This is a genomic window from uncultured Marivirga sp., from assembly GCF_963974845.1.
In the GTDB taxonomy this organism is placed as follows: Bacteria; Bacteroidota; Bacteroidia; order Cytophagales; family Cyclobacteriaceae; genus Marivirga; species Marivirga harenae.
This window is the reverse complement of the sequence record NZ_CAXBEQ010000002.1, coordinates 719127-736647: the sequence shown is the minus strand read 5'-3', so window position 1 is coordinate 736647 and position 17521 is coordinate 719127. Positions and strand designations below refer to the sequence as shown.

Sequence of the window (17521 nt, the reverse complement as noted above, 5' to 3'; positions counted from 1 at the left end):
GTAAATTTTGTGTTGAAATTGAACCTTTCACGTAACAGCAATATAATAAAAACTCAGCTAATATGTAATAAATTTTATATGCGTTATTATTTTATGTAGATACAAGACAATGCCTATTCTCCTAAATCGTTTCGAGATGCCTTAACTTTTGCATGAAAGTCCAACATAAAAACTGCCATGAGGTAAAATGGAACCATAACTATTCTATATCTGGAAAGCGTTCCAAAATTATAAGTAGATATTCCAACGCCAAATGCAAAAATAATGGCGAAAATTAAGCAAAATAAAATGATGGGAGACTTCGCACTTTGAGTGAGATGAATGAATTTATTCCTGTAAAAAAGTCTTATGGTGAGGGCTAATAAAAAAAGTGCTTCTAAGGCAGAAAGCAACATTAAAGGATTATTGACTTCCCAAAGGTACGGTCGAAACAAAGAAACATTTATGGCTTGAGGGGCTAGTCTGAGCATACTCCCGAAAGTTCCATCCAATTCTCCCAAAGAATAACCTGAGCCTGCATCCTTACCGGTCCAGTAGCGAATATCATAAGCCGTAACTTGAGCAGTTTCTGCTATTTGATCCAAAGCATATCTACTATTATCTTCTCCGGCTTTTAACGCTACATAATATGCCAATGCCGCTCCAATTGCTAGTAGAAATGGGGCCACCATAATTCTTAGCACAAAAGAGGGAATTCTACCAATTCTATAGAAGAAATACCACAAAATTAATGCGGGCATTAAACATAGAAATATGTAAAGTTTTATGGAAGTGATAATATAGATTGACAAAAGCAACAAAATAATATTCCTGATCAATTTCTGTCTTTCAAAAAAGATTTGGATAAATGAATAAACAAGAAATCCTGATGCTCCTAGGGTCACCGTATCTTTTAAAATACCTGATCCCCAGAAAAAAACAGTGGGAACAAAAAATATAGCTATGGCAAATTGAAGTTTGAGTTCTGGATAGATTTGACAAAATGATTGATACATCAGCCACAGGCCCCAGAAGGAGAAAAATGCAAACAACAAAGCTACTCCTGCATAAGAATTATAGGTAAGTACACCAAAAACGGAAGCTATTCGAACAATAAAATAGGAGGTGGTATCACGGTACATCCATATTTTGGAGGAATATTTATAAGTTTCCGGATCAAATTCTCCGTTTGCAGTGAGTAGTTTCCATCCAGCAGAAAAACTATCATAAAAGGCCTCAACAATATGCGATGCACCATGGGTATAGTACGAGAAAGTATCTCCTCCACCGTAGTAAAATTGATAGATCAATCCCACACCAATTGCTCCAATCATCTTCAGCAGAAGAGCCGGAAAAAAATATTTTCTGGTTTCGCCATCAGCCGAAATTTCTCTTATTCCATATGCAATAAACATTAGGAGAAAGAATGTGATAGGCGCTATGATGAAATCTATAGTTTTCAACGCCTAAATCTACAAATCTTTCAGCTTATCTTTAGCACTTTTGAAAACCGCTTGCTTCCGTCCTGCTTTTTTCTTAGTTTTTTTGTAGTATTCTTCAGCCAGCTCAACTTCACCTTGCTTTTCTGCGATAAGCCCTAGGTGATAAATACTAAAAAGATAGTAACCGGCCTCTTCTTCTCCTACGCTTTCTGAAGAAATCATTGCCCTTTCGTAATATTTTTTTGCCTCGTCTAACTTAGCCTGTCGTTCATAAATTTGTCCCAAGAAAAAGCCAGCATAGCGCCCGGATGTCCCGCCATAACCTGTCCTCGCACTGTCTAGATTTGCAAATATTTCTAAACATTCTCGCTCAGAATCTTGAATTCTTCCAGCTGTATAAAGTAAACGTGCGTAAAATCTATGAAAATAAGCATTTTGAGGATAGGTCTCATGAAGATACTCTGAAAGTTGTAAGCCTTTCCGTAACTCACCTTCATCTAATGCCCAGATTCTCATTAAAAAATACTGGGCTTCGGTACGGGTGTAGAACGCATTTTGAGCCACTTTGGTGAGTTGCTCTACGCCAAGCTCTTTATCTCCATCGTCAAAAAATCTTAGTACAGGCCTCAGGATAGGGTAGTGCTCTGGAACCCATTCTACGTAATAATTATAAAGTGCATCACCGAAAAGAAATTCAGGGCTTAAATTCTTATTTCCCTTACTTTCCTCCATATAATTCAATGCATCTCTTGCTTCGAAGGCGGCTTTTGTCCAGCTTTGATTTTCAGAATAGAAGCGTCCTTTAAAGCCATGGATGGCGGCCAAGAAAAAAGTGGCTTCCATATTATCTTCATCTCTTTCTTTCATGAACTCCGCATAAAACTGAGCGGTATCCAAGTATGCTATCATTTTTTCATTATTCGGATAGTGGGAAGGTTCGGGCAATATTTTCCACCATTCATTTAAGCCATACAAAAAGTAGGGTAGCGGGTGGTTTGGGAAACGATACCGCAACCACCTGAAATCTTTTTCCACTTTTTCATGCTCTGCGTTATAAATAGCATTAACAGAAGCGTTAACTTCCATTTGGATGTACATATTATTCAATAGGATACTGCTATCCTGTTCCATTACATATTGAGCCTTGAGGGAAAGTGCAAACCCTATTAGAAAGGTAATTAATAATAATTTTCTTATCATTTATCTTAGTATAACGAAAGCAAAATTAAAAAAGCTCGACTGAAATCGAGCTCTTTTAAAATTAATATTTACGTCAATTGTTTAATGTGCCATTTGTTTTTCTTTGAATTTTTTGATCTGTCTCCTTAAAGCTTCAGAAGCATTATCAACTCCTGCTTCAAAAGAATCACTTTTCTCTTTTGCAAATAGCTGATTACCTGGAATATTTAATTTCACTTCTACGATTTTATTAGCATTATTAGAGTCTTTGTCCAATCTCAAAAACACTTCCCCATCGATAAATCGATCATAGAAGGTTTCCAATTTGTCAATTCTCTTTTGAATAAAGTCTAGCAATTTTGCGTCTGCGTCAAAGTGGATCGAATGCATTTGTAGCTTCATGATTTTTGTGTTTTACGGTTAAACTTACGCTTTAGGATGTGCTTGATCAAACACCTTTTTGAGTTTATCAAGCGAATTATGGGTATAGACCTGAGTAGCAGCTAAACTGCTGTGACCCAGCAAATCTTTAACTGCGTTGAGGTCTGCCCCTTTATTTAATAAATGTGTTGCAAATGTGTGCCTCAGAATATGAGGACTTGTTTTACTTATTGTAGTAACTTGATTGAGATATTTTTTTGTAATTCGATTTATCATCATCGGATATGCTTCGTTTCCATTATTAGAAACGATTAAGGCTATGTTGCCGTTGCCCGAAAACGTTTTATTTTTATGAGAAATATAAGAATTCAATCGGCTCAAAATTTTATTATGAAACGGAATAATTCTCTCTTTATTTCCTTTTCCTAAAACCCTGATGGTTTTGGCTTGCATATTGAAATCTGAATATTTTAAACCAAGGAGTTCAGAGAGCCTGATGCCTGTTCCATACAATAGCTCCATTATTAAAGCATCTCTACTTCCTTCAAAATCGTCTGCAAATTCAATAATGGACAAAAGATTATCCATCTCTTTTTCTTGCACAAATTGCGGCAGCTCTTTACTTGTTTTTAAAGCCTTGATTTTTTGAGTAGGATTTTGCTTGATCCCTTCTCTAGATATGGCGAATTTATAGAAGGTTCGTAAAGAAATGATTTTCCTATTGATACTTTTGGGATTGATCTGCTCTTGCATAAGAGCAACAATCCAGGCACGAATATGGCGATGCTCTGCCTTCAGCAGATTATGAACCTGATATTGACTTTCTAGAAACCTGACGAATTGATTTATATCGTTTTGGTAGGAAGCTAAAGTATGACGGCTGTAGCGTTTTTCAAATTCTAAATATTTCCAAAAAGTATTGAGCATATAGTAACTAAGCTATCAATAAGTTTTAGGAAAGAAATACTAAGATTTTAAGCATAAAAAAAGTTAGTATCCTTCCCAAGCAATTACTGCAAGTGGATACTAACTTAATAAATATATTTGAGAATAGCTAAATAAAAATTAGCTGTCTAAATCCCTCATTTTTTGCCTGTAAGCGGCACGGATAACTTCTTTTCTTCTGGCAACAGAAGGCTTTACAAAGTGTTGACGAGCACGTACTTCTTTCAAAGCTCCGGTCTTCTCAAACTTCTTCTTAAAGCGTTTTAAAGCTTTATCAATCGATTCGTTTTCTTTTACGTTTATTACGATCATAATTTACACCTCCTCTCGTGAATATTCTCTCAAAATTTTAAGCTGTTGTTTATTAATAAAATAGCCCTTTGTTTTGAGGACTGCAAAGGTAGAAGAATGTTTTTGGAAAACCTAATGCATCAGTGCTTTATGATTTCTATCTACTTTTAAACTCTTTTACAGTTGTCCCGTCATTCTATAAAAATCATATAAACTGACTCGAAAAGCTTCTTTCTGATCCGTGTCAGCAAATAACGGCAACTTTTTATTGTTATGATTCACAAACATTTCTACTTCGTCAGACAGCTTATTGTAAAGCTTGGCAGTGAAAATCATCTCATCTTTACGTTTCTCACCCTCCATTGAAATACTTCCTTCTTCTTCTGAGTCAATAGCCTCCCAATGCACTTGAAAATTTTGTTTATTGAAGCTTTTTGTCATTTCAATTATAGGGTAAACTCTATTGACTCTCCAATTGACTACTAATGAGATATTGACGTAAAACTCCGTGGTATCGGTTTGTCTATCTTCATGCCTATAGATTCGCCATTCGCCTTTTTCCATTACTTCTATATCGTAATTTGATTGGCGCATATTTCTAAAAAATATGTAGGCATCATCAGTGTAATTAAATCTCAGCTTCTCTATTTCTACTTTTTTGGAAGTATTGATTGAGCATGCAAAGATGGAAAGTACAAAAAGTAAAATGAATTTCTTCATGATAAGAGAAACTGAATATTCACTTCTAAGTTTGAGTTCCGATTATTTCTTTGCTCTAAAATATTGTGAGCAGTAGTTTAGTGTTACTTGCAGAATTCAATCTTTTTTCTGCAACCCAAACTTTAATAAGTTGAAAGAGAATTTTAATAATCCAACCAAAAACTCAACGTGTCATTGGGTATTACATATCCAATTTAGAACCTCAGATAAAATCATCCCCAATTTTTCTAGAAAGTTGGGGAAATGACTAAGATCATTGTTCAATTATAAGGGTTTTCACCCTTTTATTTACCTTAGAATAGTAAATATAATCTAAACTTGGGTAGAAACGTTCGTATTTATTTTGAATTAAATTATTGATTTGTGCAATATTTAAGCTACTATCATTATTTATTTCATTTAATACGTACTGTCTTACGAGATTATGATTAGATTCAATTAACCCTACAATAGTTTCTAGAGATATTTCTCGCACTCTCTCATCTGTAATTTTAGGGTCTATCCTCCCTTCTGCCATTTTTAGGATATAAGGCTTCGCTTCATCTTTATAGATTGATAAAAGTGAATCTGTAATTGCGGCAATGTTCTGATCCTGAGCAGAAACCTCTACAGTCAACAAAATAATTATTGGTATAAAAAATAATTTTTTCATAGTACATTTATTTAATTACTATAAACATAAGAACATATTTTTTTACCGCCAAGACTCTATATACCTATTCTAATAAAACAGATAGCAACAGTGGTAGTGATAAGTTTAATAGGTTTTAATTTTTCGAATTATTGTATGTTACATTGTAACATTTATGAGTTTCTATTTCATATCTGCTTTAATAGCCCCAAATTCAATGAATCTCCCCATCCTTGATTGATGTAATGTTATCGCAACCCTTCTCTTTTTACGGTGTTTAAAAACCAAAAAATAATTCCTTATACCGAAAACAACTGGTCAAATGGTCGTTAACCAAACCACAGGCTTGCATATGGGCATACATGATGGTACTCCCTACAAACTTAAAACCCCTTTTCTTTAAATCTTTGCTCAAGGCATCAGATTCAGGAGAATTAGCAGGTGCTTCTTTCATTGATTTTATTTTGTTGACAATAGGCGTATGATTAACAAAAGACCAAATATATTGATCAAAGCTTCCAAACTCTTTCTGTACTTCAAGGAATTTTTGAGCATTGATGACCGCTCCATTAACTTTCAATTTATTGCGGATGATCCCAGCATTCTGTAATAACTCTTCAATTTTAGATTGATCAAACTCTGCTACTTTTTTGGGGTCAAAATCCTCAAAAAGCTTTCTATAATTTTCTCTTTTCTTTAAAACTGTTGCCCAACTCAAGCCCGCTTGAGCTCCTTCCAAGATTAAAAATTCAAAATGCTTTCGATCATCATGAACTGGCACGCCCCACTCTTCATCATGGTATTGAACATATTGGTCAAAACCTAAACACCAGGGGCACCTTTCCTTCTGTTTAGAATTACTAGTGGACATAGCTTCCTGCATTTATATCAATTGTCGTCCCAGTAGCATGGTCCATCATTCCACTCATCATTAGAGCAATGGTAGGGGCAACATCTTTAGGTTCCGTAAGTTTTGTAAGCGCAATATCATTCAATGCATAATCTTCACCATATTGGTTAATAAACTGTTGCGCCATATCCGTTCTTACAAAACCCGGAGCAACCGTAAAGGCTTTAATATTTTGTTTTCCAAAAGCTCTGGCAATGGATTTAGTTAAAGAAACTACAGCTCCCTTAGAAGTAGCATAAGCCAAATAATCAGCCGTATCGCCTCTAAAGGCAGCACGAGAAGAGATATTGACTATTCTGCCCCCCGCTTCCTGTTTTTGGAATTGTACTACGCTTCTTTTACATAGCAAGCCTACTGCATTTACATTCACATCCATGGTTTTGAGCCAATCATCTGTCCATTCTACTGCATTTTTATGGATATCGGACGATAAAGCAATTCCTGCATTATTGACAATGCCATCTAATCTACCATCAAAATATTCTAAAGTCTCACTAAATAGTCGTGCTACTTCCATCGCCCCAGATAGATCTGCTTTAATCAAATGAATGCTCGAACCCAATTCTGCTTTAAGTTTTTGAGCAGATTCCTCATTACGGTTATAATGGGCGACTACATAAGCCCCACATTCCACTAAGGCTCTGGTTATTGCAGCTCCAATCCCTCTGGTGCCACCCGTGACCAATATATGCTGATTTGAACAGTCAATTTTCATAATTACAAGTAGGTTGAGTTTTCTTAAGTCAATTTAGTAAAAAATCTAATGTATTGAAGTGTCAAAATATAATCATTGAGCAGCGTTCGCCTCAAAGTAAATAATCTCCCCCTCCTCTATTTCCAAATTGATTTGCAAAGGGTTGCAACAAACCTCGCAATCTTCCACATAAGACTGATTAGAAATACTTATGTCAACCAACATACTGATTTCCTGAAAACAATGTGGGCACTGAAAGAAATGTTCTAGCATATTTTTTATTTTTGATTATAGTTACTTCTTTAAATCCCAATAGAACGGAAACCTGTCAGGTTTTCACATAAAATTAATGCGATAAGACACCAAAAGTTTAGTTTTGTGATTTTAGTAAACCTGACAGGTTTTGGCTAAGTTCCAAATTTTTACCAAAGTAGAATTATAACAGAATTAAATAATCAACGTTTCGAATGATATGAAAAAATTAAGCTTGACAATCGCCACTATATTTATAGCAATCCAGTTTGCAAACGCCCAAGTGGGAGATAGTTTTCCTGAGATGACTGGAACTAGTCTAACTGATGAAGAAATAACCGTCCCATCCGCAACTCAAGACAAAATGACTCTAATTGGCATTGCTTTTAGCAAAAAAGCGGAAGATGATCTAAAAACATGGTTTCAGCCTATTTGGGAAAGATTTATTAGAGAGGCTGATCCGAATGCTTTAATTCCAGAAATGAAACCGGATGTAAACGTGGTCTTTATTCCAATGTTTACTGGTTTAAAAAGAGGTGCTTCGGGTTCCGCTATAAAGAAAATGCAGAAAGACGTAGATAAGAAATTACACCCCCATGTGATAGTTTATAGCGGAAAAATGGGGGACTATGAAGACCAACTGAATATGACAGAGAAAGACCAGCCCTACTTTTATGTTGTCAATAAAGAAGGTCAAATAATTTATTCAACTGCAGGTAGGTCTTCAATAAAAAAATTAAATGAAGTGGAAGGAATGGTTACAGATTATTAAATAATTCCTAAATATTTTAAGAAGTCAATTGCTAGATTATAAATACCGAAAATAGCAATTGAAATTAAAATCACTGCTATGAACCCCTTTCTGAAAGGGGTTTTTTGGTTACCAGATTTTTCACTTTCCATTATTATGAAATGACTTTGATAGCACCTTTCAATACCTCGGCCTTGACCTCTTTATTGTCACCTTTCAATTCACCATCCACCTGCAGCAGCTCTGCCTCGTGACAATAAATTCTAGCCTCTTCTACTCTATAAATTTCTACATAAGGAGAGTTTTTAATATCCCCAAGGAAAGACTCTAGGGTCAAGGAGAGCAAATCTCTTAAAGGAATTGGCTTAAAAACAACCAATTCAAAAGTGCCATCATCCAACTTGCTGCCTGGATTAATAACAGCACCTGAACCATAGCTGGAAGCATTGGCAAGAACAATCATTTCTGCTTTAATGGTTTGTTGAGTGCCATTAAAATCAATTCTGAATTCATTGGTTTTCTTATCGACAAGCGAGCTAAAAAATGCTTTTGCATAGGCCAACATACCCCTTTCCCCGCTTTCTTCGAATTCTCTGATCATTTTGGCATTAAAACCTAAATCACTCAAATGAAGACAAATGAACTCTTCATTGATCCGGATTGCATCCATAGAAATTGTTTTCCCTCTTAAGATTAGCTCTAAACTTTCTACTACCCCTTCTTCAATTTCTAGTTCATAAGCTAAGCCATTGGCAGATCCTAGTGGAATAATTCCTAATTGAATTTCTGAATTTATAACAATCTGAGCAATTAAATTCACAGTACCATCGCCACCACAAGCCACCAATGTGTCGGCTTTATATTCAGATTGCCTTTCTTTTATTTTTTCTAGATCATTTTGACCCGTTGTATAGAAAACCGCATAATCCTTATTATTTTTAGCACAGAAGCTTTTGATTTGACGTTCCAAATATGATTTATCATTGTCCCCTGATTTGGGATTGATAATAAAAAGTAATTTTTTTGGCTGCATTTAAACTAAAAATTAGAAATTATCCTACGCTCGCTAAATATACGATTTGCACTTTACTTAAAACGACTTTTAGGTATTATTTCTCCTCCTAAAATTGTCCCATTTATGGGCTATGGAAATCATAAGTTGATTTACCTAAAAGGAGGCGTTGTGGAAAATCGCCCAGAATTTGACGCTAAGGCAACGGATAAAAGGAGGAAGAATTTCAGGATCATGCTTTCTCGCTATCTGAGTTCTCCTATTCCCGAAATGAAAGTTCAAATCATATTGGAGAACGAGAGCTTCACAACTCAAACAGATGATTATGGCTATTTCAGTGCTTGGGTTGAGCCCAAAAGAGATTTTGAACCAGGTTGGCACCCTGTTACCTACGTGATCAACAATCAAGGGGGAGAAATTTGTAAGGCAGAAGGAGAGTTTTTGATAGTAGCGAAAGAAGCCCAATTTGGTACCATTTCGGATATAGACGATACCATTTTGGTTTCACATGCCACTCAACTATTCAAGAAATTCAGGCTCATCATGACCAAAAATGCTAAAACCCGTTTGCCCTTTGATGGGGTGGCTGAGTTTTATAAAAAGTTAAAGGGAAACGACAATCCTTTCTTTTATGTCAGCAGTAGCGAATGGAATTTATATGATTTTCTTCAGGATTTTTTCAAAGTCAGAAGTATTCCCAAAGGCCCATTTCTATTGCAAGAATATAAGTCGGGCTTGCGAGACCTGCTTTTTACTGGGGGTGGAAGTCATCAACATAAACAAGAAAAAATTAAAAGACTTATGTTGCTGTTTCCAGATCTGAAATTCATTTTGATTGGTGACAGTGGTCAAAGGGATACTGAAATTTACAGACAGGCGTTGCATGAATTTCCAACCAGGATTTTGGCTGTTTACATTAGAAAAATTGGGAAGAAAGATGAATTTGATCGCGAAACCGCGCAAGAATTCGAAGATAAAGGTGTCCCCTTATTAATGCTGGAGAATACTGAAGAAGCATTGAATCATGCACAGGAAAAAGGGTTTTTTTAGCTTTTTTCAGTGAGTTAAGTAACATTAGTCACTTAATAATTCTTTTCCTCAAACCGATTTTTCAGTCCAGCGTTAAATATGATATATAAATCTAAAAATTTAAAAATATGGGACTTAGAATAGGAGATACCGCACCCAACTTTCAAGCGGATACAACAGAAGGTAAAATAGATTTTCACAATTGGTTAGGTGACAGCTGGGGAATATTATATTCTCACCCGGCCGACTTTACACCGGTATGTACAACTGAGATAGGTAGAACAGCTCAGTTGAAAGACGAATTTGCAAAGCGAAACACCAAGGTAGCAGTAGTAAGTGTAGATGATGTAAAATCACACAATGAATGGAAAAAAGATGTAAATGAAACGCAAAATACATCGGTAGAATTTCCAATTATTGGGGACGAAAATAGAGTAGTCGCTAATCTTTATGACATGATTCACGAAAACGCATCAGAAACAGCGACTGTTCGCTCTGTGTTTTTTATCGGACCGGATAAAAAAATTAAAGCCAGCATTGTATATCCTGCAAGCACGGGTAGGAATTTCGCTGAGATTTTGAGGGTAATTGACTCTTTACAATTATCAGCAAAATACCCTGTGGCAACTCCTGCGGACTGGACCCCTGGAAATGATGTAATTATTGGTTTGGGAGTTAAAGATGAAGAGATTGAGGCTAAATTTCCTAAAGGGCACAAAATTATAAAGCCTTACTTAAGAACTACCCCCCAACCTGAATAGAAATCAATTTGGTTTAAAAGTAGAAAAGGCATCCCCTAGCTAGTGGCTGCCTTTTCTGTTTTGATGAAATTATTCTTCGTATCCCCAATCTACTCCAGTTTTCAAATCCTTTATGATTAATTTATTAGACTTGAGAATTGCTCTAATCTCATCAACCTGCTTATAATTCTTTTCCGCTTTGGCTTTTTTGTAAACTTCCAATAATGCATCAATAATTGGATCAACAGCAGTTGGCGTCTCTTCCTTTAAGCCCAAGATCTCCTCCATAAATGTTTGATAAGTCTCGGATAATTTTTCAAATGCATCTTGTCCTACTTCACCATATTTCAACTGACCAGTGTGCAGAGAATTAATTTTTTTCAACAATTCAAAGAGCTGTGCAATAGTTTTTGCAGTGTTAAAATCATCATTCATTGATTTATAGCAACCTTCACAAGCTTGGTCTATCTGCTTGATTACTTGGTCGTTTTTCTTACCCTCATCATTTTGAAAGCTAAGGCTTTTAACGATCTTTAAACCATTTGCCAGCCTTCTATAACCTTTTTGCGCTGCTTTCAAGGCCTCATTACTAAAATCCAAAGTGCTAGAGTAGTGGGTCTGCATCATGAAAAACCGAACCGTCATAGGTGTATACCCTTGCTCCAGCATTTTATGATCTCCCGTTACCAATTGAGTAGGCAAGAATGAGTTCCCTAAAGATTTACTCATTTTTTGACCGTTGACCGTCAGCATATTGGTGTGAATCCAGTAGTTTACTGGCTTTTTGCCATTTGCACCCACAGATTGTGCAATTTCACATTCATGATGAGGGAATTTCAAATCCATTCCGCCTCCGTGGATGTCGAAGGTTTCTCCTAAATATTTGGTACTCATCACCGTACATTCTAAATGCCAACCTGGAAAACCATCACTCCAGGGTGAAGGCCATCGCATGATATGATCATCCGAAGCTTTTTTCCATAAAGCAAAGTCAAGTGGATTCTTTTTGTCATCCTGTCCATCCAGCGTTCTAGTGTTGCTTTGTAAGTCTTCAATTTTTCTTCCACTTAACACTCCATATTCGTGGGCCTCATTGTACTTGGACACATCAAAATAGATTGAGCCATTTTTTTCATATGCCCAGCCATTTTCCAATAGCTTTTTATTGATTTCGATCTGTTCAACTATATGTCCTGTAGCTGTGGGTTCAATATCTGGCTCCAAAATGTTAAATAAATCCATCACCCTGTGAAACCCATTGGCATATCTTTGGACAATTTCCATAGGTTCTACATTCTCGAGCTTGGCTTTTTTACCGATTTTATCCTCACCATCATCCGCATCATCTACTAAATGCCCTACATCAGTGATGTTTCTAACATAGCGCACCTTATACCCTAAATGACGTAAATAACGATTCATGACATCAAAACTCATAAATGTTCTTACATTTCCCATATGGGCATCACTATAAACCGTAGGGCCACAAACGTACATCCCTACAAAGGGAGGATTGATGGGTTTGAAGATTTCCTTCTGTCTAGTCAGCGAGTTTTGTATCTTTAATTCCTTGTCCATAAGGCAAAATTATAAATAAGATTCTCTTTTTAGGCACAAAAACATGATTGAATTTTGTGTTACATACTAATAATATGTAAATCTGTTCAGCAAGAGTATTTGTTTTGCTCAATTATTTACTCTAAATTTGCAACAAAGTTAGTAAAACAAGGTGACGAGGGGGCTTTTAAGTCCCCTCTTTTTTATCGTAGGATGATAGGTTTAGAGGATAAAGTAAGAGCTTATTTAGAAGAAATAATTGCAGAGCCAGAATATTTTATTGTGGATATTGTGATTAGTGGAAACGATAAATTGAAAATTGTTGTACTACTTGACGGAGATAATGGTATTTCAATTGACTACTGCGCTAGTGTAAGCCGTCAATTGGCACATCGAATGGAGGAAGACGAGCTGTTGGAGAAAGCTTATGTATTGGAGGTTTCTTCACCGGGATTGGATCATCCCTTAGCTAATCAAAGGCAATATTTAAAAAATATTGGTCGGAAAGTTAAGGTGGATACTACAGATGGAAAATCCATTCGAGGAGAACTTTTGGAAGCAAAAGATGGCTTTATTCTTGTAAATCAGGAAATAAAGGAAAAAGGTAAAAAGAAAATAAAGTTGGAAGAAACGAAAGTTTCCTTCGAAAATATAGACAAAACAAAAGTCTTGGTTTCATTTAAGTAACATGGACACATTAAATCTAATAGAATCGTTTGCCGATTTTGCAAGGCAAAAAAATATCGACCGTCCAACCATGATTCGCATCCTGGAGGATGTGTTTAAAACCATGATTCGTAAAAAATACGAAACGGACGATAACTTTGATATTATTATAAACGCAGACAAGGGTGACCTTGAGATCTGGCGTTTCCGCGAAATTGTGGATGATAATTCAGAGGATATTTGGGATCATGATAAGATCAGTTTGACTGAAGCTAGGAAAATTGAGCCTGATTTCGAAATCGGTGAAGAAGTTGCCGAAGAGGTAGAATTAGAGCATTTCGGCAGAAGAGCGGTGACTACTGCTCGTCAAACTTTAATTCAAAAGGTAAAAGACCTTGAGAAGGATATTTTATTCAATAAATACAGTGAGCTTGTTGGTGAAATAATCACAGGTGAAGTCTACCAAATTCTCAGTCGCGAGATATTACTGACGGATGCAGAAGGAAATGAGCTTGTATTGCTGAAGTCAGAGCAAATTCCTAAAGATAGATTTAGAAAAGGTGATTCAGTTCGCGCTGTAGTTCATAGGGTAGAGATGCAGAATGGCAATCCAAAAATTGTACTTTCGAGAACATCACCTGTCTTCTTAGAGCGTTTGTTTGAGCAAGAAGTACCTGAAATTTATGATGAAATCATCAATATTAAGAAAATTGTAAGGGAGCCGGGAGAACGGGCGAAAGTTGCAGTTGAATCTTATGATGATAGAATTGATCCCGTTGGTGCTTGTGTGGGAATGAAAGGATCCAGAATTCACAGTATAGTTCGTGAATTGCAAAACGAAAATATTGACGTAATTAATTTTACTGAAAACATGGAGCTTTATATTCAGCGTGCTTTGAGCCCTGCAAAATTAAGTTCTATGAAAATTGATGAAGAGAATAAACGAGTTTCTGTATATTTGAAGCCTGATCAGGTCTCTTTAGCAATTGGTAAGGGAGGTCAAAACATCAAATTGGCAAGTAAATTAGTAGGCATGGAAATAGATGTATTCCGTGAATTAACTGATGCTGAAGAGGAAGATGTGTTGATTGATGAATTCAATGACGTATTGGAAGATTGGGTTATTGAAGAATTGAAGAAAGTAGGTCTTGACACTGCCAAAAGAGTGTTGGAATTAGGAAGAGAAGAGTTGGTTAGAATGACTGACTTAGAAGAAGAAACAATTGACGAAATATTTAAAATATTCAGTCAGGAATTTGAGTAATCATTTTTATTACTCAGGTTCAATAATTTTTTAGGAGAATACAAAGCATTTATGTCAGAAGAAAAAATGATGCGACTCAGCCTTGCGGCAAGAAAATTGAATGTAGGTTTATCTACAATCACGGAATTCTTGGGTAAAAAAGGTTATGAGGTTGATAGTAAACCAAACTCAAAAATTTCAGAAGAGCAATTTGGAATGCTCGCTAAAGAGTTTGCCTCCTCTGCTCAAGAGAAGGAGGAAGCATCCAGCCTGTCTATTGGTAAAAAGCATAATAGCAATGTAGTCATCGATTCTGATGCTGACAATGCTGATGACAGAAATGACGATGAAGATAAAGTCCTGATTAAAAATGCAGGTGAGTCTAAAGAAAAACCCTCTTCTGAACAGAAGAAAACAGAGGAAGATACTTCTAGCAAAAAAGAAGAAACAAAGGATGACGTCTATAAGTCTGAAAGCGCCAAATTATCTGGACCTAAAGTTTTAGGAAAAATTGATTTAGACGAACACAAGAAAGGGAAGAAGCAAGATTCTCCAAAACCCGCAGATCAATCTAAAAAAGAAGAAGAACCTGTAGCGGAAAAGAAAAAAGCTGAAGAAGCGCCAAAGGGGAAAGTTGAGGAGAAAGAAGAGAAAAAAGACGAGGCTGCCAAGCCTAAAGAAGGCAATGTAGAAGCCAAAAAAGAGGAAGCTCCTAAGGCTGAAAAACCAAAAGAAGAAGAGAAGACGGAGGAAAAAGCTAAAGCTGAACCGAAGAAAGAGGAAGCACCGAAAGCTGAAAAATCAGATGAGGAGAAGAAAGCTGAGAAACTTCCTTTAAAAGAAGAAAAACCAGCAGATTCTACTATTGCTGCAAGAGCAGATTCTTTGAAAGGATTGACCGTTTTAGGTAAGATTGATTTACCTAAAGAAAAGGAAAGAAAAGGAAAGAAAGGTGTTAAACCGGTTGCTTCATCTGATGATAAAAAAGAAGCAAGAAGAGGAAAACGACCAAGAAAAAGGATTGCAGGCAAACCTCAAGATTCAAAGCCTGGAGGTACACCGGGTCAAAGTAGAGGACCAGGTCAGCAAGGACCAAATAGAGGTGGAGGAAATGATAGAAACAGAGGTAGAAAAGGAAGAGTAGAAAAAGCCGAGCCTACTGAAAAGGAAATTCAAGAGCAAATCAAACAAACCATGGCCCGCTTGAGCGGCAAAACGCCAGGTGCTAGTGGTAATCGCTCAAAATATAGAAAAGAAAAGCGTCAAACTCAGGCTGATAAAAGAGAAGATGACTTGCAACAGCAAGAACAAGATTCCAAGTTGTTAAAAACAACTGAATTTATTTCAGCTAATGACTTAGCATCTTTAATGGATGTAAGCGTAAATGATGTGATTGCTAAATGTATGAATCTGGGAATTTTCGCATCCATTAACCAACGGTTAGATGCTGAAACAATTACCATTATTGCAGATGAGTTTGGCTTTGATGTGAAATTCACTGAAGCAGATGATGAAACTGAGGTAATTGAAGAACAAGATGCTCCTGAAGATTTAAAAGATAGAGCCCCTATTGTTACGATTATGGGTCACGTTGACCACGGTAAAACTTCACTATTGGATTTTATTCGTGAATCAAAAGTAACTGCTGGTGAGGCTGGTGGAATAACTCAGCATATTGGTGCTTATGATGTGATGACTGAGTCTGGCAAAAAAGTAGCCTTCTTGGATACGCCAGGTCACGAGGCATTTACAGCGATGCGGGCAAGAGGTGCTAAAATCACTGATGTTGCAATTATTGTAATTGCAGCAGACGATGCCGTGATGCCTCAAACAAAAGAAGCAATCAATCACGCACAGGTTGCAGGAGTTCCAATGGTGATTGCCATCAATAAAGTGGATAAGCCGAATTCCAATCCTGATAAGATTAAAGAACAATTATCGGCCATAAACATTCTAGTAGAAGACTGGGGTGGTAAATATCAGTGCCAAGAAGTATCGGCAAAAACTGGTGCAGGTGTGGAAGACTTACTTGAAAAAGTATTATTAGAAGCAGAAGTATTGGAGCTAAAAGCAAATGCTAAAAAATCTGCTGTAGGTACAGTTGTTGAAGCTGAACTTGATAAAGGTAGAGGGTATGTTACCACTATTATGGTGCAGGCAGGTACATTGAAAGTTGGTGATGTATTGTTGGCTGGTGCTCATTATGGTAAAGTGAAAGCCATGTTTGACCACAAAGGACAGAAAGTTAGTGAGGCAGGTCCTTCTACTCCTGTGCTTATGCTAGGTTTGGATGGAGCACCGCAAGCAGGAGATCGTTTTAATGTAATGGACAGCGATCGTGAAGCAAGAGATATTGCTAACAAAAGAGAGCAAATCCAGAGAGAGCAAAGTATGCGAACTAAGAAGCATATTACGCTTGATGAGATTGGTCGTAGATTGGCAATTGGTTCATTTAAGGAATTAAATGTAATCATCAAAGGTGATGTGGATGGTTCTATTGAAGCCTTATCCGATTCCCTACTGAAGCTATCTACTGAGGAAATTCAGGTGAACATAATCCATAAAGCAGTGGGTCCAATTTCAGAATCGGATGTATTGCTCGCTTCAGCTTCTGATGCTATTATTTTAGGTTTCCAAGTGAGGCCTTCACAAAATGCGCGAAGATTAGCTGATAATGAAGAAATAGAAATCAGATTATACTCTATTATCTATGATGCTATTAATGAGTTAAAAGATGCGATGGAAGGTATGTTGGCACCAACTACTGAAGAAATCATCACCGGTAATATTGAAGTTAGAGAAATATTCAAAATATCCAAAATAGGTACTGTTGCTGGTTGTATGGTAACTGACGGCTATGTTAAACGTAATAATAAAATCAGATTGATCCGTGAAGGTATCGTGAAATACGAAGGTGAGATTGATCAATTAAAACGTTTCAAAGATGATGTTCAGGAAGTGAAGAAAGGATATGAATGTGGTATCAGCATCAAAGGTTATAATGATATTAAAGAAGGAGATGTAATTGAAGGTTTCGAAGAAAGAGAAGTAAAAAGGACTTTGAAGTAAACTCAAAGTTAAACCATAAAATTTAAAGCC

Annotated in this window: 18 protein-coding genes; 6 read left to right on the top strand and 12 right to left on the bottom strand. The window is 36.4% G+C overall.

From position 1 onward, the window contains the following. Positions 1 to 113: 113 nt before the first annotated feature. From AAC601_RS07660 to AAC601_RS07615, 10 genes are all read right to left on the bottom strand, one after another. Positions 114 to 1442: a hypothetical protein gene (locus AAC601_RS07660; protein WP_340152935.1), complete on the bottom strand. Its 1329-nt coding sequence runs from the start codon at positions 1440 to 1442 to the stop codon at positions 114 to 116. Between the two features lie 9 nt (positions 1443 to 1451). After that, on the bottom strand, positions 1452 to 2621 hold the full coding sequence (locus AAC601_RS07655; protein WP_340152934.1) for a tetratricopeptide repeat protein: 1170 nt from the start codon (positions 2619 to 2621) through the stop codon (positions 1452 to 1454). Positions 2622 to 2702: 81 nt separating this feature from the next. Then, a complete protein-coding gene (raiA, locus tag AAC601_RS07650) occupies positions 2703 to 3002 on the bottom strand; it encodes a ribosome-associated translation inhibitor RaiA (protein ID WP_303271385.1) in 300 nt (99 codons plus the stop codon). Between the two features lie 24 nt (positions 3003 to 3026). Beyond that, complete coding sequence (locus tag AAC601_RS07645) at positions 3027 to 3908, bottom strand: tyrosine-type recombinase/integrase (protein WP_303271384.1); 882 nt, start codon at positions 3906 to 3908, stop codon at positions 3027 to 3029. A 138-nt stretch (positions 3909 to 4046) separates the two neighbouring features. Next, positions 4047 to 4238: a 30S ribosomal protein S21 gene (gene rpsU / locus AAC601_RS07640; RefSeq protein ID WP_303271383.1), complete on the bottom strand. Its 192-nt coding sequence runs from the start codon at positions 4236 to 4238 to the stop codon at positions 4047 to 4049. A 156-nt stretch (positions 4239 to 4394) separates the two neighbouring features. Then, entirely contained in the window at positions 4395 to 4937 is a 543-nt protein-coding gene (locus tag AAC601_RS07635; RefSeq protein ID WP_303271382.1) for a hypothetical protein, read from the bottom strand. A gap of 253 nt (positions 4938 to 5190) precedes the next feature. Beyond that, positions 5191 to 5589, bottom strand: coding sequence for a hypothetical protein (locus AAC601_RS07630; RefSeq protein WP_303271381.1), 399 nt, complete (start codon positions 5587 to 5589; stop codon positions 5191 to 5193). A gap of 256 nt (positions 5590 to 5845) precedes the next feature. Further along, positions 5846 to 6439 carry a DNA-3-methyladenine glycosylase I gene (locus tag AAC601_RS07625; RefSeq protein WP_303271380.1) on the bottom strand — a complete coding sequence of 198 codons (594 nt, stop codon included), beginning with the start codon at positions 6437 to 6439 and terminating at the stop codon, positions 5846 to 5848. Beyond that, on the bottom strand, positions 6429 to 7193 hold the full coding sequence (locus AAC601_RS07620) for an SDR family oxidoreductase (RefSeq protein ID WP_303271379.1): 765 nt from the start codon (positions 7191 to 7193) through the stop codon (positions 6429 to 6431). Before AAC601_RS07620 ends, AAC601_RS07625 begins: the two co-directional genes overlap by 11 nt. A 72-nt stretch (positions 7194 to 7265) precedes the next feature. Next, entirely contained in the window at positions 7266 to 7445 is a 180-nt protein-coding gene (locus AAC601_RS07615; RefSeq protein ID WP_303271378.1) for a CPXCG motif-containing cysteine-rich protein, read from the bottom strand. Between the two features lie 199 nt (positions 7446 to 7644). Here AAC601_RS07615 and AAC601_RS07610 point away from each other — a divergent pair, with 199 nt between their 5' ends. Beyond that, positions 7645 to 8196 (top strand): hypothetical protein, encoded by a 552-nt coding sequence (locus tag AAC601_RS07610; protein WP_303271377.1) that lies wholly within the window; start codon positions 7645 to 7647, stop codon positions 8194 to 8196. 133 nt (positions 8197 to 8329) lie between these two features. Here AAC601_RS07610 and AAC601_RS07605 read toward each other — a convergent pair whose 3' ends face one another. Further along, entirely contained in the window at positions 8330 to 9208 is an 879-nt protein-coding gene (locus AAC601_RS07605; RefSeq protein WP_303271376.1) for a diacylglycerol kinase family protein, read from the bottom strand. A gap of 105 nt (positions 9209 to 9313) precedes the next feature. On the opposite strand from AAC601_RS07605, the gene AAC601_RS07600 reads away from it, so the two are divergent. Then, positions 9314 to 10237 (top strand): phosphatase domain-containing protein, encoded by a 924-nt coding sequence (locus AAC601_RS07600; RefSeq protein ID WP_340152933.1) that lies wholly within the window; start codon positions 9314 to 9316, stop codon positions 10235 to 10237. 107 nt (positions 10238 to 10344) lie between these two features. Beyond that, the gene (locus AAC601_RS07595; RefSeq protein WP_340152932.1) at positions 10345 to 10977 is read left to right on the top strand and encodes a peroxiredoxin; all 633 of its coding nucleotides are present in this window, start codon (positions 10345 to 10347) and stop codon (positions 10975 to 10977) included. A gap of 69 nt (positions 10978 to 11046) precedes the next feature. On the opposite strand, the gene cysS is transcribed toward AAC601_RS07595, so the two are convergent. Then, the gene (gene cysS / locus AAC601_RS07590) at positions 11047 to 12534 is read right to left on the bottom strand and encodes a cysteine--tRNA ligase (protein WP_340152931.1); all 1488 of its coding nucleotides are present in this window, start codon (positions 12532 to 12534) and stop codon (positions 11047 to 11049) included. Positions 12535 to 12726: 192 nt separating this feature from the next. Between cysS and AAC601_RS07585 the strand changes: the two genes are divergently transcribed. The 3 genes from AAC601_RS07585 to infB are packed head-to-tail and all read left to right on the top strand — an operon-like array spanning position 12727 to position 17491. Next, entirely contained in the window at positions 12727 to 13200 is a 474-nt protein-coding gene (locus AAC601_RS07585) for a ribosome maturation factor RimP (protein ID WP_340152930.1), read from the top strand. 1 nt (position 13201) lies between these two features. Then, on the top strand, positions 13202 to 14443 hold the full coding sequence (nusA, locus tag AAC601_RS07580) for a transcription termination factor NusA (RefSeq protein WP_303271372.1): 1242 nt from the start codon (positions 13202 to 13204) through the stop codon (positions 14441 to 14443). Between the two features lie 51 nt (positions 14444 to 14494). Continuing rightward, complete coding sequence (gene infB / locus AAC601_RS07575; protein ID WP_303271371.1) at positions 14495 to 17491, top strand: translation initiation factor IF-2; 2997 nt, start codon at positions 14495 to 14497, stop codon at positions 17489 to 17491. Positions 17492 to 17521 lie beyond the last annotated feature (30 nt).

Coding starts and splice junctions, on each gene's coding strand:
- AAC601_RS07595 (WP_340152932.1), top strand. CDS start 10,345: ATGGGACTTAGAATAGGAGATACCGCACCCAACTTTCAAGCGGATACA.
- rpsU (WP_303271383.1), bottom strand. CDS start 4,238: ATGATCGTAATAAACGTAAAAGAAAACGAATCGATTGATAAAGCTTTA.
- AAC601_RS07645 (WP_303271384.1), bottom strand. CDS start 3,908: ATGCTCAATACTTTTTGGAAATATTTAGAATTTGAAAAACGCTACAGC.
- AAC601_RS07605 (WP_303271376.1), bottom strand. CDS start 9,208: ATGCAGCCAAAAAAATTACTTTTTATTATCAATCCCAAATCAGGGGAC.
- cysS (WP_340152931.1), bottom strand. CDS start 12,534: ATGGACAAGGAATTAAAGATACAAAACTCGCTGACTAGACAGAAGGAA.
- AAC601_RS07600 (WP_340152933.1), top strand. CDS start 9,314: ATGGGCTATGGAAATCATAAGTTGATTTACCTAAAAGGAGGCGTTGTG.
- AAC601_RS07610 (WP_303271377.1), top strand. CDS start 7,645: ATGAAAAAATTAAGCTTGACAATCGCCACTATATTTATAGCAATCCAG.
- AAC601_RS07620 (WP_303271379.1), bottom strand. CDS start 7,193: ATGAAAATTGACTGTTCAAATCAGCATATATTGGTCACGGGTGGCACC.
- nusA (WP_303271372.1), top strand. CDS start 13,202: ATGGACACATTAAATCTAATAGAATCGTTTGCCGATTTTGCAAGGCAA.
- AAC601_RS07585 (WP_340152930.1), top strand. CDS start 12,727: ATGATAGGTTTAGAGGATAAAGTAAGAGCTTATTTAGAAGAAATAATT.
- infB (WP_303271371.1), top strand. CDS start 14,495: ATGTCAGAAGAAAAAATGATGCGACTCAGCCTTGCGGCAAGAAAATTG.
- AAC601_RS07625 (WP_303271380.1), bottom strand. CDS start 6,439: ATGTCCACTAGTAATTCTAAACAGAAGGAAAGGTGCCCCTGGTGTTTA.
- AAC601_RS07655 (WP_340152934.1), bottom strand. CDS start 2,621: ATGATAAGAAAATTATTATTAATTACCTTTCTAATAGGGTTTGCACTT.
- AAC601_RS07615 (WP_303271378.1), bottom strand. CDS start 7,445: ATGCTAGAACATTTCTTTCAGTGCCCACATTGTTTTCAGGAAATCAGT.
- AAC601_RS07635 (WP_303271382.1), bottom strand. CDS start 4,937: ATGAAGAAATTCATTTTACTTTTTGTACTTTCCATCTTTGCATGCTCA.
- raiA (WP_303271385.1), bottom strand. CDS start 3,002: ATGAAGCTACAAATGCATTCGATCCACTTTGACGCAGACGCAAAATTG.
- AAC601_RS07630 (WP_303271381.1), bottom strand. CDS start 5,589: ATGAAAAAATTATTTTTTATACCAATAATTATTTTGTTGACTGTAGAG.